The sequence below is a fragment of the Lysobacter oryzae DSM 21044 genome (assembly GCF_059568595.1).
This window is the reverse complement of record NZ_JCANTQ010000014.1, coordinates 187,038-202,005: the sequence shown is the minus strand read 5'-3', so window position 1 is coordinate 202,005 and position 14,968 is coordinate 187,038. Positions and strand designations below refer to the sequence as shown.

The following is a 14,968-nucleotide window of genomic DNA, read 5'->3' as shown; positions in this document are numbered from 1 at the left end:
GTCGCCGTCGCGCCCCGGGTTGACAACCGTCAGACCGAAGCCGCCAGCGGGCGTGCGTTGCCGAGCTGATACCAGTCGACCTTGCGCGTGATCAGCATGATCGCGGCGAGGATCACGAACAGCAGGCCCGAACCCAGCACCAGCGCGTTGTCCTCCGAGACCAGCAAGCCGTACAGCGCCGCGTACAGGGTCGTCAGCATCGCGGCAAAACCCAGGCCACGTCCGACGCTGCGCAGCACCGCGCTGAGGTAGAAGCCGAGCAGGCCGATGCAGGCCACGCTCGCGACCAGATACGCCCAGGGAAAGGCAATGTGTTCGCTCAGGCTCACCAGCAGCAGGAAGAAGATCGCCAGCGCGAGCCCCACCAGGCCGTACTGCACCGGGTGGATCGGCAGCTGCTTGATCAGTTCGAACATGAAGAAGCCGACGAAGGTCAGCACCACGAACAGCAGCCCGTACTTGCTGGCGCGATCGGCCTGCGAATAGACGTTGACCGGATCGACCAGCGCCACGCCGACCGCATCGATGCCGCTGGTGTCGAACGCGGGATCGTTACCGCCTTCGCCACGGCCGTAGCCGCGGTTGGCCTCGGTGGACGGCAGCGTCTTGCCGGCGAGGAACTGTGCCTGCGCATTCGAGGCCAGCGAGGACACTTCCCACTGCGCCGAGAAGCCCTTGGCGCCCACGCTCGGCTGCCGCGGCAGGAAGTCGCCGCCGAAGCGCGGGTGCGGCCAGGCGGATTCCAGCTTGAACACGTTGCTGCGCGCCAGCGGCACCAGCGCCAGCGATTCGGTGCCGGCCAGCTTCAGGTCCAGGCGCGTGTCCAGTTTCAGCTGCGTACCTGCGACCGGCGCGGGCAGGCGCACATGCACGCCGCCGCCGTCGCGACTGCCGAATCCTTCCTCCAGCGCCACGTCGCGCCCATCCACCCCCAACTGCGGGGTGCCGGCGAGCCCGCGCACGTCGGCGATGCCGTAGCTCAGCCACGGCTGGCCGATCCGCCGCGGCAGCTCCGGATTTTCGTCCGCCGGAATACGCACGTTGAAGCCGGCCTGCGCCTGCGCCTGCAGTTCGTACACGCGGACTTCGTGCAGCCCCAGCCGGCGCGTGTTCGGCAGCAGCTTGCCGCGCACGTCCAGGCGCTCCGGGAAGAACGTCCAGTGGCCCGATGCGCCGTCGCGCTTGACCTTGCGGATGACCTCGCCGTTGTCGTTCTTCTCCTCGACTTCGACCGTCTCCACGTAGGGCACCACCAGCACCGGCCCGGAGAACGCCTGTGCACCGGCGGAACTGCGCGCGATGTTGGCGACGGCCTGGTTGCGGTAGAACTGCCGCTCGCTGATGGTGCCGCGGATCAGCATCAGCGGGATCATGATCGCGATGGTCATCGCGAATACGAAAGCGAGTTTCAGCAGCAGGCGCATGTCTACCTCCGGTCGTGGCGATGGCGACAGGGTGCGCACGGCCCATGGTTCCACGATGGCGCGAGCATGAAGCGAGGGTGAAGTCGGTGACCGCATTGCCGCCGCCACGGCGTTTGCTACCTCGGAGGGCGCAGGAGATCGACCAGCGCCGCTAGGGAAGCACCTTCGACCGCGGGAGCCGGCGCGGTCGGACGTCCGCCCTCACCGGCTCAGCCAAGGAGAGCACACATGCCCAACCACATCGCAGAACTCGACAAGAAGATCACCGCACTGAGCGACGCCCTCGCCCATCTCGGCAAGGGCACCGACCTCAAGGAGTTGCTGCGCATCATCCGGAATCCGGGCTGGACCACGCCTGCGGAGTTCGCCTTCACGCTCACGATCCTGGATTCCATGCAGGACCAGGTGAAGCAACTGGGCAGGATGAGCGGCCACCTGCTCGAGGCCGGCAAGCTCGTTTCATCCAAGCACATCGCCGAAAACGCCTGACCGGCGACCTGCCGCAACGCGGGTCAGCGCGGGACGGGCAGTTCCAGGCTCGCGATCGCGCCGCCTTCCGTGCGGTTCCTCAACGCGGCCCTGCCTTCGTGCAGGGCCGCGACTTCGGCCACGAAGCACAGCCCCAGTCCGCTGCTGCGGCTGCCGCCATCCGGACGCGGCAGCGAATAGAAGCGTTCGAACACCCGCGTCAGGGCATAGTCCGGGACACCCGGGCCTTCGTCCGCGATTTCGAAGCGCAGGCTCGCGCCGTCGAGTTGCGCCCGCAGCCGGATCACGCCGCCGTGCGGCGAGAAGTCGGCGGCATTCTCGATCAGGTTCACCAGCGCCTGTCGCAGCAGGAAGGCGTCTCCCTGCAGTGCCGGCAAATCGGCGGGCACGTCCACCTCCAGCCCCAGGCGATCGCGCGCCAGGCGCGGCGCGCACTGCTCCACGGCCGCACGCGCGAGTTCGGCAGCCCCGATTGGCTCGGGATGCTCCAGCCGTTGCCGATGCTCCACGCTCGCCAGCGCCAGCAGCTTGTCTATCATCTGCGCCAGGCGTTCGCTCTGCAGGCGGATGCTGGCGGTGAAGCGAAGGCGGTCGGCTTCGGCCATCTGCTGGTCGCCGTGCGCTTCCTCGAGCAGTTCGGCGCTGCCACGGATCGCCGCTAGCGGACTCTTCATCTCGTGGGTCAGCGCATGCACGTACTGCTCGACGTACTGCTTGCCCTCGAGGCGGTTGCGCATCGTCTCCAGCGCGCGGCCGAGTTCGTCGAATTCGCCGGCCGCGTCGGGCAAGCTGGCGCGCTCCCCGGCGGTGACGGCATGCGCGTAGCGCCGCAGGCCGCCCAGTTGCCGCGACAGCCACCACGCGACGACCAGGCCGATCAGCAGCGCCGCGCCCAGCAGCACCACGCCCCAGCGCATCACCACCGCCTGGCTGCGCGCGATCACCGGTGCGATCGCGCGGTTGGGCTTGGCCACGGTGAGCACGCCGATGATGTGCCCCTGCGCGTCGTGCAGCGGCGCCGCCACGTACATCACCGAGGAGGTCTCGTCCTTGGGATCGCTCGGCGTCGAACGCGCGCCGTAGTGGCCGCGCAGCGTCAGGTAGACGTCGTTCCAGCGCGAGTAGTCCTTGCCGACGGCGATGCCGTCGCTGTCGAACACCACGATGCCGCGCGCGTCGGTCACGTAGACGCGGTAACTCATGCCGTGCTTGCGGCGGCCCCAGATCTGCGCGTCGACCTTCCGGCTGCGCAGGGCGCTGACGCGCCGGGCGAACTCGCCGTCGGCGATGTGCCCGCTGAGGAAATCGGTGCTGGCCAGTTCCGCCAGCACGTTGGCGGTGTCGACCAGCGTGTCCTCCATCGCCTGCCGCACGCCGGGCTTCACTTCGGCGACGAACACGCGCATCAGCAGGAACGCCGCCAGCGCGACGATCAGGAAGTAGCCGAGGAAGATGCGCAGGCCGATCTTCATCGCGGGGCGCTCATGCGGACTCGAGCGAATAGCCCAGGCCGCGGTGCGTGCGGATCGGGTCCGCTTCCGGCGCCACCGTCCGCAGCTTCGCGCGCAAGGTCTTGATGTGGGTGTCGATGGTGCGGTCGCCGCTTTCCAACGCGTCGCCCCAGACGCGATCCATCAGTTGCGCGCGGCTGAGCACCGCACCGGGGCGCTGCAGCAGTGCCGCCAGCAGGCCGTATTCGTAGCGGGTCAGATCGAGCAGGCGCCCGCGATAGCGGATGCGGTGGCCATCTGCATCGTGCTCGAAGCCAGGCGCGCTGGCACCTGGAGCGCCGGCCTGGCCGCGGCGCAGCACCGCGCGTACCCGCGCCACCAGCTCGCGCGGCGAGAACGGCTTGGTGATGTAGTCGTCGGCCCCGATCTCCAGGCCGAGGATGCGCTCGGGCTCGGCATCGTGGGCGGTGAGGAAGATCACCGGCAGGTTGCCACCCTTGGCGGCGTCCAGGCGGCGCAGCTCCAGGCACAGGGCGAAGCCACCGATGTCCGGCAGGCCCACGTCGAGCACGGCCAGGTCGAAGCGGGCTTCCTTCGCGGCGCGCAGCGCTTCGCCGCCGGTGAGGCAATGCCGTGCCTCGAAGCCTTCCGTGCGCAGGGCGTACAGCACCGTCTGCGCGATGGCGGGTTCGTCTTCGACGAGCAGGATGCGCGGCATGCGAGGCAGGCGGAAGCGGCGATGCGGCAAGGATAGAGCACGCCGTGGCGGCCATCGCATCGAGCCGACGCGGTACCCTAGCGGCATGAATTACCGCCACGCCTTCCACGCCGGCAACCATGCCGACGTGCTCAAGCATGTCGCCCTATTGGCGGTGTGCGATGCCCTGACTGCCAAGCCGGCGCCCCTGTTCGCGCTGGACACCCACGCCGGCCGCGGCCTGTACGCGCTCGACAGCAATTCGGCGCAGCGCACCGGCGAGGCGGAAGACGGCATCGGCCGGCTGCTGGCGGAGGCACCGGCGAATCCGCTGCTCCAGCGCTACCTGCAGGCCGTTCGCGCCTGCCGCAACGAGCACGGCCGCACCGCCTACCCGGGCTCGCCGTGGTTGCTCGCCCACGCGCTGCGTGCGGACGATCGCATCGCGGTGTGCGAATTGCACCCGGAGGAAGCCGCCCAGCTCAAGGCCAATTTCGCCGCCGATCCACGCATCGCCGCGCACGAGCGGGATGGCTATGCGGCGATGAAGGCCTTGCTGCCCCCGCGCATCGGCGAGGCGAAGTTCGGCCGCGGCCTGGTCCTGATCGATCCGCCGTACGAAGCCCAGCTGGAAGAGTTCGACACCGCGCTGCATGCCCTGCGCGAAGCCCTCGGCCGCTGGCCGCAGGGCTGTTTCATGCTCTGGTATCCGATCAAGCTGGGCCGTGCCTTGCAGCCCTTCTACCGCCGGGCGGCCACGCTGCCAGCGAAATCGGCACTGGTGGCCGAGCTGCTGGTGCGTCCCGACGACTCGCCGCTGCACATGAACGGCAGCGGGTTGCTGATCCTCAACGCCCCGTTCCAACTCGACGCGAAGCTGGCGCCCGCGCTGCATGCGCTCACCACCGCGCTCGGCGAGCGCAAGCCGCACTCCCGGCTGGAATGGCTGCGCACCCCGCCCTGAGCGGAACGCATCAGCCCGGCCGAATCAGATCTGCGGCTTGAGGTCCGGCTCGAAGAAGCTCCAGCGCACCTCGGGGAACTGCGCCTTGAACGCGCGCTCCACGCGGTTGATCTCTTCCGCGAGGTGGTGCGTGGTCTGGCGGTCGTTCATTTCCGCCTGCACGGCAACCATCACCTCGTTGCCCAGCTGCAGCGTGATCAGGCTGATGACGCGGCCGACTTCCTCGCGCGCCTCGATGAAGCTGCGCATTTCCTGTTCGCGTTCCGGCTCGACGCTCTGGCCGATCAGCATCGCCTTGACTTCGATGGCGACGAACACGGCGACGACCACCAGCAGTGCGCCGATGGCGATGGTGCCGATCGCATCCCACAGCGGATTGCCCGTCACCACCGACAGGACCACCGCAACGAGCGCGAACACCAGGCCGAACAGCGCAGCCAGGTCCTCGCCGAAAATCACCACGAGTTCGGCCTGGCGGCTCTGGCGGAACCACTGCCACAGCGTGCGCGATCCGCGCGCCTTGGCGACTTCCTGCAGGCAGGCGCGCATCGACAGGGCTTCGGCGCCGATACCGAACACGAGCACGCCCACGGCCCACCACCACTGCTTCAGCGGCTCGGGATGCTGGAGTTTGTGGATGCCCTCGTACAGCGAGAACATGCCGCCCACGCTGAAGAGCATCAGCGCAACCAGGAACGACCAGAAATAGATCGCCTTGCCGTAACCGAGCGGATAGTCCGGCGAGGGCGGACGCTTGGCCTGGCGCATGCCGAGCAGGAGCAGCAGCTGGTTGCCGCAGTCGGCGAGCGAGTGCACGGTCTCGGCCAGCATCGCGCTGGACCCGGTGAAGAACGCCGCGACGCCCTTGGACACCGCGATCGCGAAATTGGCACCGAGCGCGAAGAAGATCGCGCGGGTCGAGTCACCACCACCGGCCATGCATCATTCCTTTCTGGTTGGAGCTTGTTGCAGCGGGAAAAAGCCCGGAAATTCTAGCATCGGGCCGACGCCGGCCCGGCGCGGGTTCACGCTGCCAGCGGAACCAGCAACTGCGCCACCGCACCGGCCATCGCCGCCGCGGGAACGATCGCCGCCACCGGCCAGCGCCATCGTGCGAGGCCCGCGTGAACCACTGCAGCGATCGCCAGCGCCAGCACCGCCCCGCGCCAATCCTGCGAGGACAGGAGCCGCCAGCCAAACCACAAGGCCAGGTGCGCGATCACCCCGACCACCGCGGCGGTCACCGCCGCCAGCATCGCGCTCGCGCGCGGCCAGCGGCCGATGCCCTCGATCCATGGCGCGGCAGTGAGTACGAACAGGAAGCTCGGCAGGAAGGTCGCCCACACCGCGATCGCCGCCCCGAGCAGCCCCGACGCCAGCGGCGTCGCCAGGTCCGGATGCTGCCAGCCGCCCGCGAAGCCGACGAATTCCAGCACCAGGATGAGCGGGCCGGGTGTGGTTTCCGCCAGGCCCAGCCCCGTCATCATCTGCGCCGGCGCCAGCCACCCGTGCACGTCGACAGCCTGCGCGGCGACGTAAGGCAGCACGGCATACGCGCCACCGAGCGTGAACAGCGCCGTCTTGCTGAAGAACACACCCATCGCGAACGCCGTGCTGTCCTCTCCCAGCCAGGCGCCCGCGGCGAGGATCGGCGCCCACCACAGCAGCACGCAGGTCGCGGCAATGCGCGCCGCGCGTCGAAGACCGGTGCGCGACACCGACGCGTGCACTGGTGACGCCGCCTGGGTTTCCGGGAGCCAGGCCGGGCGATAGCGCCACGCCCACCAGCCAATCGCGGCGGCACCCAGCAACAGCAAGGGAAACGCCACGTGCAGCAATGCGATGGCGAGCAACGCGACCAGCGCAAGCACGGCCATGCAGGGCGTCTTCAGTACGCGTGCGCCGATCCGTTGCGCTGCATGCACGACGATGCCCAGCACCGCCGCCTGCAGTCCGAACACCACCCCAACCATCAGCGGCAGCGATTGCCAATGCAGGTACGCCCAGCTCAACAGCGCCATCAGCAGCGCCGCCGGCAGCACGAACGAGATGCCCGCGACAACGCCGCCTCGCACACCATGCAGGCGCCAGCCCAGGAACGTCGCCAACTGCATCGCCTCGGGGCCAGGCAGCAGCATGCAGAAATTCAGTGCGCGCAGGAACGATGTCTCGTCGATCCAGCGCCGCTTCTCCACGAGCTCGCCGTGCATGATCGCCACCTGCCCGGCCGGCCCGCCAAAACTGATGCAGCCCAGCGCCAGCCAGAAGCGCAACGCCTGGCCGAATCGCGGGCGCGGGCACGCCTCAGTCGGCGAGTTCACGCTGGGTCTTCTTCGGCAGCTTCGCGCGCACCAGCTCGTAGCTGCGACGGATCAGCTCGCGCAGCTCGGCGGCGGGCAGCGGCTTGGGCGATGCGATCTGCACCCAGTGCGCGCGCGCCAGGTACGGCGCGGGAACGAAGCCGGGCCGCCCGGTGAATTCGAGGAAGCGCTCGTCCTCGACCTTGAAACTGATCGAGCCCTTGTGGGCGCCACGAATGCAGGTGACACAGAACATCTTTCCGGCCACGGTGAAGACCAGATCGTCCTCCCACTTGATCGCGGCCTCGACACCAGGCCATGGAGCGGTGAGCTTGCGGAGCGCGCTTTCGTTCATGTCCTGACCACCGATGCTCACCCGGGCGGGTGAGTGTGATGAAGTTCTAAACAGGCAGTGTGCCAATATCGGCCCATGACAGGAGCATCCCCCACGCGCGAGCGCCTCCCGCCCTGGCATGAACGCCTGACGCTGTCGAACGGACGGCAGGTGCTGATTCGCCCAATCCGCCCCGAGGACGGCGAGCCATTGCGCGCCGGCTTCGGCCTGCTGGAGCCCGATGAGATCCGGCAGCGCTTCCTGCACGCAGTGAAGGAACTCTCGGCGGAAGCCGCCGAGCGGCTGACGCATGTCAACCCGCGGACCGAGTTCGCACTGGTGGTGGCCGAGCCGCTGCCGCCGGGCGAGGCTCTGATCGGCGCGGTCGCGCGGGTCGCGATCGACGACAACGGCCGCGATGCCGAATTCGCGATCCTGGTAAGCCGCTACATCAAGCAGATGGGCCTGGGCCGCTACCTGATGACCCGGCTGGTGAAGTGGGCGAAGGGCAAGAAGCTGAATTGCCTCTACGGCGACGTGCTCGAGAACAACGCCCCCATGCTGACGCTGGCCCAGTCGCTGGGTTTCCAGCGTGAATTCCGCCAGGAATCGCCAGGACTGGTGCGGGTCAGGCTGGAGCTGAAACCGCGCACCCCCAGCCGCGTCCCGTCCGACCAGTGGACGTCCGTCCAGCCGCAGCACGGCGGGCGGTAATTCGCTTCCAGGGACATCCTGCGACCGCAGGGCCCGTCTCCGGACACGCGCCCGGCTAGCGCCGATCGAACGAGACATTCAGCGCTCGGCTGTCCCACGCCGCGCCACCGCCGTGCCACTTCGCAGAAGTCGTGCGCCGTGCTCCCAACACTCGCTCGCCAGGTCACCGCGCCTATGTCATCGGAGACCAAAGTGCGGGCCAAGGAGGATCGGGGGCGCGAACACTCCGGGCTGAGCGCGTCCCCGAGGTGAAGTCGATCATCCATCGGTTCACCACCGGATAACCGGGCGCCGGCCGGGCCGAAATCCGCTGGACAGGGTAAGCGTTCCGCCTCGCACCGCGCGGTAAACTGCGCGCCCTTGCTGCGCTGGACGCCCTTGCACGCGTCCGGCGCTGCCGTTGTTTTGCGCGCCGTGTCCATGAACGATTCCGCTTCCAACTTCCCCGCCCCACCCCTGCCGAAATCCGGCCAGCAGCGTGCCTGGTGGCGAGCGCCCGCCTCGCCCTCCGCGCTGGCGTTCCATATCGCCGCGGCGGCGAGCGCGCATGCCGGCCCGATCCTCGCGATCGCGCGCGACAACCAGGGCGCCAACCAGCTCGAATCCGACCTGCGCACGCTGGTCGGCGCCGAAGGCGGCTTGCCGGTGCTGCCGTTTCCGGACTGGGAAACGCTGCCCTACGACCAGTTCAGCCCGCACCCGGACATCGTCTCGCAGCGCCTGGCGGCGCTGCATCGGCTGCCCACGCTGAAGCGCGGGATCGTGGTCGTGCCGGTGCAGACGCTGCTGCAGCGCCTGGCGCCGCTGAAGCATGTGGTGGGCGGCAGCTTCGACGTGCGCGTCGGCCAGCGGCTCGACCTCGACGCCGAGAAGCGGCGCCTCGAGGGCGCGGGTTACCGCCATGTCCCGCAGGTGCTCGACCCGGGCGATTTCGCCGTGCGCGGTGGCCTGCTCGACGTGTACCCGATGGGCGCGGACTCGCCCTACCGCGTCGAACTGCTGGACGACGAGATCGAGACGATCCGCGTGTTCGATCCCGAATCGCAGCGTTCGCTCGACAAGATCGACGCCGTGCACCTGCTGCCCGGCCGCGAGCTGCCGTTGGACGATGCCGCGCTCAAGCGCGCCCTGGACGCCCTGCGCGACCGCTTCGACGTCGATACGCGGCGCAGCGCGCTGTACCAGGACCTCAAGGCGGGCATCGCGCCGGCCGGCATCGAGTACTACCTGCCGCTGTTCTTCGCGCAGACCTCGACCCTGTTCGACTACCTCGCCGGCGATGCGCTGCCGGTGATCGCGGACGGCGCGCTCGACGCGGCCGAACAGTTCTGGAAGCAGACCGCCGATCGCTACGAACAACGGCGCCACGACCTCGAACGCCCGCTGCTGCCGCCCACCGAGCTTTACCTGTCGCCGGATGCGCTGCGCGAACAGCTCAACCGGGGCGATCGCGTCGAGGTGTGCGGCGAGCAGCACCCGCAGCGCGAGCGCGCCTCCGCCCTGGGCGACCAGCCCGCGCCGGCGCTGCCGGTCGCCGCCAAGGACGCGCAGCCGGCGGAAGCATTGAAGTCGTTCCTGCGCACCTATGCGGGCCGCACACTCATCGCCGCGGATTCGCCCGGCCGGCGCGAAGCCCTGCTGGAGCTGCTGCAGGCCGCCGAACTGCGCCCGGCCGTGGTCGCGGACTGGAGCGCCTTCGCCGCGGCCGACCACCGCTTCGCGATCGCCGTCGCGCCGCTGGAAGACGGCTTCGCCCTGACCGAACCGGCGCTCGCCGTCCTCACCGAACGCCAGCTGTTCCCCGAACGCGCCGCGCAACCGCGTCGGCGCAAGCGCGCCGGGCGCGAGCCCGAAGCGATCATCCGCGACCTCGGCGAACTCACCGAAGGCGCGCCGATCGTGCACGAGGACCATGGCGTCGGCCGCTATCGCGGCTTGATCACGCTGGAAGCCGGCGGCCTGCCCGGCGAATACCTCGAGATCGAATACGCCAAGGGCGACCGCCTGTACGTGCCGGTCGCGCAACTGCACCTGATCAGCCGCTACTCCGGCGCATCGGCCGAAACCGCGCCGCTGCATTCGCTGGGCGGCGAAGCGTGGACCAAGGCCAAGCGCAAGGCCGCGGAAAAGGTCCGCGACGTCGCCGCCGAACTGCTCGAGATCCAGGCCAAGCGCCGCGCCCGCGCCGGCCTGGCGCTCGACGTGGACCGCGCCATGTACGAGCCGTTCGCCGCGACGTTCCCGTTCGAGGAAACGCCCGACCAGCACGCCGCGATCGAAGCGGTCATCCGCGACCTCGCCAGTTCGCAGCCGATGGACCGCGTGGTCTGCGGCGACGTCGGTTTCGGCAAGACCGAGGTCGCGGTGCGCGCGGCGTTCGTCGCCGCGGCCGCGGGCAAGCAGGTGGCGGTGCTGGTGCCGACCACGCTGCTGGCCGAGCAGCACTACCGCAATTTCCGCGACCGCTTCGCCGACTGGCCGATCAAGGTCGAGGTGCTGTCGCGCTTCAAGACCAAGAAGGAAATCGAGTCCGAACTGCAGCGCGTCTCCGAGGGCAAGATCGACGTGATCGTCGGCACCCACCGCCTGCTCCAAGGCGACGTGCGCTTCAAGGACCTGGGCCTGGTCATCGTCGACGAGGAACAACGCTTCGGCGTGCGCCAGAAGGAAGCGCTGAAGGCCCTGCGCGCCAACGTGCACCTGGTGACGCTCACCGCCACGCCGATCCCGCGCACGCTCAACATGGCGATGGCCGGGCTGCGCGACCTGTCGATCATCGCCACGCCGCCGGCGCATCGCCTCGCCGTGCAGACCTTCGTCGTGCCATGGGACGACGCGCAGTTGCGCGAAGCGTTCCAGCGCGAGCTGTCGCGCGGCGGCCAGGTGTATTTCCTCAACAACGACGTCGAGCACATGGCGCGGATGCAACGCCAGCTAGAAGAACTCGTGCCCGAGGCGCGCATCGGCATCGCCCACGGGCAGATGCCCGAACGCGAACTGGAGCGGGTGATGCTCGACTTCCACAAGCAGCGCTTCAACGTACTGCTGGCCTCGACCATCATCGAGTCGGGCATCGACATCCCGAACGCCAACACCATCATCATCCACCGCGCCGACCGCTTCGGCCTGGCGCAGCTGCACCAGTTGCGCGGCCGCGTCGGCCGTTCGCACCACCGCGCGTACGCGTACCTGGTCGTGCCCGACCGCAAGGCGATCACCGAAGACGCGCGCAAGCGCCTGGACGCGATCGCGGCGATGGACGAACTCGGTGCCGGCTTCACCCTGGCCACCCACGACCTGGAGATCCGCGGCGCCGGCGAACTGCTGGGCGAGGACCAGAGCGGGCAGATGGCGGAAGTCGGCTTCAGCCTGTACACCGAGCTGCTGGAGCGCGCGGTCCGTTCCATCAGGCAGGGCAAGCTGCCGGACGTGGACGCCCACGAAGCGCGCGGCGCCGAAGTCGAACTGCACGTGCCCGCGCTCATCCCCGACGATTACCTGCCCGACGTGCACACGCGCCTGACCCTGTACAAGCGCATCAGCGGCGCGCGCGATGCGGATGAGCTGCGCGAGCTGCAGGTGGAGATGGTGGACCGCTTCGGCCTGCTCCCGGATGCGGCCAAGCATCTGTTCACCATCGCCGAACTGAAGCTGCAATCCACCGCGCTCGGAATCCGCAAGCTCGACCTGGGCGACAAGGGCGGACGCCTGCAGTTCGTCGAACGCCCCAACGTCGATCCGATGGCGGTGATCAAGCTCATCCAGGGCCAACCCAAGCTCTACCAGATGGACGGGCCGGACAAGCTGAAGGTGAAGCTGGAGCTTCCCGATGCCGCCTCGCGCGTCGCGGCGGCGCGTGGCCTGCTGACCATGCTGGACCGGGCGGCGGCATGATCGCCGCCAGCGTACGTTCGAACATGGCTGGAACGGGACGAACCATGCCCGCCAACATGCGCGCCACCCGCGCCTGCGCGGCGCTGCTCCTGGCCACCCTGATCGGCGGTTGCGCGGGCCAGCCGGCGCGCGATGCGGGAGCGACCTTCGTCCTCGTCCGCCACGCCGAGAAGGCCGACGACGGCAGCAAGGACCCACCGCTGTCCGACGCCGGCGCAGCGCGCGCACGCGTGCTGTCCGCGTCGCTCGCATCCGCACCGCTGCGTGCCGCCTATGCCACGGGCTACCGGCGCACGCAGGCGACGGCGACGCCTTCCGCGCAGTCGCATGCGTTGCCGGTCATCACCTACGACGCCAGCCGCTCCGCGGCCGACCTGGCCGCGCAACTGCGCCGCGATCATCGCGACGGCACGGTGCTCGTGGTTGGCCACAGCAACACCGTGCCGGCGATTGCCGCCGCGCTGTGCGGCTGCCGCGTGGCGCCGATGGCCGATGGCGAATTCGACCGCCGCATCACCATCGCGATCACGGCCGACGGCGAGGCGACGCTGCGCGAGGAGCGCTACTGATGGCGTTCGAGCCCCTGCCCGAATGGAGCGGCGACACCGCCGCCCTGCGCGCCGTGCAGGACGAACTCGCGCAACGGGTGAGCCTGAAGGACGCGTTCCCGAAGGCGCTGCGCACAATCGCCGGCTTCGACGTGGGCTTTGAGGACGAGGGGGCGACCACGCGCGCCGCGGCCGTGCTGCTCGATGCGGCCAACCTGCAGGTGCTGGAAACGCAGGTGGTGCGACTGCCGACCCGGATGCCCTACATCCCCGGCCTCCTGAGCTTCCGCGAGCTGCCCGCTCTGCTGGCGGCGCTGTCATCGCTGTCCGCGCCACCCGATCTCGCCTTCATCGACGGCCATGGCATCGCCCATCCGCGCCGGCTCGGCATCGCCGCGCATTTCGGCGTGGCCAGCGACCTTCCGACGATCGGCGTGGCGACGAAGGTGCTGGTAGGCGAGAGCTCGACCGCCCTGCATGAAATGCGCGGCGCGTTCACCACCCTGCGCGACGAGGGCCAGCACATCGGCTGGTTGCTGCGCAGCAAGCCTGGCTGCCTGCCCCTGATCGTCTCGCCCGGCCATCGCGTGGCGATGGCGACCGCACCAGAGATGACGATGCGCTTCGTTACGAGCCATCGCCTACCCGAACCCACGCGCCTGGCCGACCGCCTCGCCTCGCGCTTGGACGAATAGACCGTTCCGAATTGACGACCGCACGCTTGCGGGCGCGGTGCTAGCCTTGCGGCAACGTCCGCAATGGGAACCGACATGGTCCGTCTGCTCGCAGCCTGCATGCTCGTCGCATTGTCCGCCTGCGCCACCGGTGGTGGCGTCACGGCCGGGCAGGACTTCACCATGGCGACGGCCCAACGCGTCACGCTCCCGGACGCGTCGACCTTGCGCTACATCGGCATCGCCAACGATTCGCGCTGCCCGCCCGACGTGCAGTGCATCCGCGCCGGCGACGCGGACGTGCTGTTCGATTACCACGGGGGCGCGGGAACCCCGACACGCATCATCCTCAACACCGAGCGCACGCCCTCGGCTGACGCCGGCCGGTGGCGACTGCAACTGGTCGATCTTGCCTTGGGCCCCGCACCGCGCGTGACCGTCCGCGTCGATAGCGCCGCGCCTGCCGGGGGCACCTCGCCGTGACCATGATCATCGCGCCGCGCGTGCACGACCTGGGTGGCTTCCAGGTGCGTCGCGCCGTTCCCTCGCTGCAGGCACGTTCGGTCGGACCGTTCGTGTTCGTCGACCACATGGGACCGGCGACGTTCGAGGCCGGTCGCGGCGTGGACGTGCGCCCGCATCCGCACATCGGCCTGGCGACGGTGACGTTCCTGTGGTCGGGTCGCATCACCCATCGCGATACGCTGGGCAGCGTGCAGGACATCGATCCCGGCGACGTCAACTGGATGACCGCCGGCCGCGGCATCGCCCACTCGGAGCGCACGCCGCCGGCGGTGCGCGAGCACGCGCACCCCGTGCACGGCATGCAGACCTGGGTCGCACTACCGCGCAGCCACGAGGAAGCCGAACCGGGCTTCTTCCACCACGCAGCGGCAACGTTGCCGCAGCAGCGTCGCAACGGCGCGTGGCTGCGCATCGTGGCCGGGCGCGGGTATGGCGAGGAATCGCCGGTGCGCGTGTTCGCCGACACCCTGTACGTCGCGATCGATCTCGACGCCGATGCGCAGGTCGACCTCGACGACGGCCACCAGCAACGTGCGCTGTATGTCCTCGAAGGCGATGCCCAGCTCGACGGTGCCGACATTCCCGCGCAGCACCTGGTCGTGCTGGATCCGGGCACCCGTCCACGCCTGCGTGCGAAGACGCCGGTGAAGGCGATGCTGCTCGGCGGCGAGCCGCTGGATGCGCCGCGCCACATGTGGTGGAACTTCGTGTCCAGCTCGAAGGACCGCATCGAGCAGGCCAAGCTGGACTGGCTGGAAGGCCGCTTCGGCGCAGTGCCGGGCGAAACCGAATTCATCCCCCTGCCCGAGCGCTGAGCCCGAGGCTCTTGGGATCCACCTAAGCCATTGATTGAGAAGGCTCAGGTTGCCGGTGAAACCGTTTCGGCCGATACGATCGCCAGATTCAGAGATGTGAAACGCCGGAATTTGTCAAGCCCCCAAAACGGCGCTATGT

General features: G+C 69.1%; 14 protein-coding genes. 8 read left to right on the top strand and 6 right to left on the bottom strand.

The window, feature by feature from the left end; genetic code table 11:
* Positions 1–29: 29 nt before the first annotated feature.
* Positions 30–1,424: a cell envelope integrity protein CreD gene (creD, locus tag BP05_RS14915; protein ID WP_496364856.1), complete on the bottom strand. Its 1,395-nt coding sequence runs from the start codon at positions 1,422–1,424 to the stop codon at positions 30–32.
* Positions 1,425–1,652: 228 nt separating this feature from the next.
* Between creD and BP05_RS14910 the strand changes: the two genes are divergently transcribed.
* The gene (locus BP05_RS14910) at positions 1,653–1,913 is read left to right on the top strand and encodes a hypothetical protein (protein WP_496364854.1); all 261 of its coding nucleotides are present in this window, start codon (positions 1,653–1,655) and stop codon (positions 1,911–1,913) included.
* A gap of 23 nt (positions 1,914–1,936) precedes the next feature.
* Here the strand turns inward: BP05_RS14910 and creC are convergent, their stop codons facing one another.
* Together creC and creB are read right to left on the bottom strand one after the other, a co-directional pair.
* The gene (gene creC, locus BP05_RS14905; protein ID WP_496364852.1) at positions 1,937–3,385 is read right to left on the bottom strand and encodes a two-component system sensor histidine kinase CreC; all 1,449 of its coding nucleotides are present in this window, start codon (positions 3,383–3,385) and stop codon (positions 1,937–1,939) included.
* Positions 3,386–3,395: 10 nt separating this feature from the next.
* Complete coding sequence (gene creB / locus BP05_RS14900; RefSeq protein ID WP_496364850.1) at positions 3,396–4,082, bottom strand: two-component system response regulator CreB; 687 nt, start codon at positions 4,080–4,082, stop codon at positions 3,396–3,398.
* A gap of 85 nt (positions 4,083–4,167) precedes the next feature.
* On the opposite strand from creB, the gene BP05_RS14895 reads away from it, so the two are divergent.
* Positions 4,168–5,025 (top strand): 23S rRNA (adenine(2030)-N(6))-methyltransferase RlmJ, encoded by an 858-nt coding sequence (locus tag BP05_RS14895; protein ID WP_496364848.1) that lies wholly within the window; start codon positions 4,168–4,170, stop codon positions 5,023–5,025.
* Positions 5,026–5,049: 24 nt separating this feature from the next.
* Here the strand turns inward: BP05_RS14895 and BP05_RS14890 are convergent, their stop codons facing one another.
* From BP05_RS14890 to BP05_RS14880, 3 genes are all read right to left on the bottom strand, one after another.
* Positions 5,050–5,964: a cation diffusion facilitator family transporter gene (locus BP05_RS14890; protein ID WP_496364846.1), complete on the bottom strand. Its 915-nt coding sequence runs from the start codon at positions 5,962–5,964 to the stop codon at positions 5,050–5,052.
* Positions 5,965–6,050: 86 nt separating this feature from the next.
* Positions 6,051–7,346 carry a chromate efflux transporter gene (gene chrA / locus BP05_RS14885; RefSeq protein ID WP_496364844.1) on the bottom strand — a complete coding sequence of 432 codons (1,296 nt, stop codon included), beginning with the start codon at positions 7,344–7,346 and terminating at the stop codon, positions 6,051–6,053.
* Complete coding sequence (locus BP05_RS14880; protein ID WP_496364842.1) at positions 7,330–7,680, bottom strand: MmcQ/YjbR family DNA-binding protein; 351 nt, start codon at positions 7,678–7,680, stop codon at positions 7,330–7,332. Before BP05_RS14880 ends, chrA begins: the two co-directional genes overlap by 17 nt.
* Positions 7,681–7,755: 75 nt before the next feature.
* On the opposite strand from BP05_RS14880, the gene BP05_RS14875 reads away from it, so the two are divergent.
* The 6 genes from BP05_RS14875 (at position 7,756) to BP05_RS14850 (ending at position 14,829) form a co-directional block, all read left to right on the top strand.
* Positions 7,756–8,373, top strand: a complete 618-nt coding sequence (locus BP05_RS14875) for a GNAT family N-acetyltransferase (protein ID WP_496364840.1) — start codon at positions 7,756–7,758, stop codon at positions 8,371–8,373.
* Positions 8,374–8,793: 420 nt separating this feature from the next.
* The gene (gene mfd / locus BP05_RS14870; RefSeq protein WP_496364838.1) at positions 8,794–12,267 is read left to right on the top strand and encodes a transcription-repair coupling factor; all 3,474 of its coding nucleotides are present in this window, start codon (positions 8,794–8,796) and stop codon (positions 12,265–12,267) included.
* A 44-nt stretch (positions 12,268–12,311) separates the two neighbouring features.
* A complete protein-coding gene (locus BP05_RS14865; protein ID WP_496364836.1) occupies positions 12,312–12,836 on the top strand; it encodes a phosphoglycerate mutase family protein in 525 nt (174 codons plus the stop codon).
* Entirely contained in the window at positions 12,836–13,510 is a 675-nt protein-coding gene (gene nfi / locus BP05_RS14860) for a deoxyribonuclease V (RefSeq protein WP_496364834.1), read from the top strand. The genes BP05_RS14865 and nfi overlap by 1 nt, the downstream gene beginning before the upstream one ends.
* Before the next feature lie 75 nt (positions 13,511–13,585).
* On the top strand, positions 13,586–13,972 hold the full coding sequence (locus BP05_RS14855) for a hypothetical protein (protein WP_496364832.1): 387 nt from the start codon (positions 13,586–13,588) through the stop codon (positions 13,970–13,972).
* Positions 13,969–14,829 (top strand): pirin family protein, encoded by an 861-nt coding sequence (locus tag BP05_RS14850; RefSeq protein WP_496364830.1) that lies wholly within the window; start codon positions 13,969–13,971, stop codon positions 14,827–14,829. The genes BP05_RS14855 and BP05_RS14850 overlap by 4 nt, the downstream gene beginning before the upstream one ends.
* Positions 14,830–14,968: the final 139 nt, after the last annotated feature.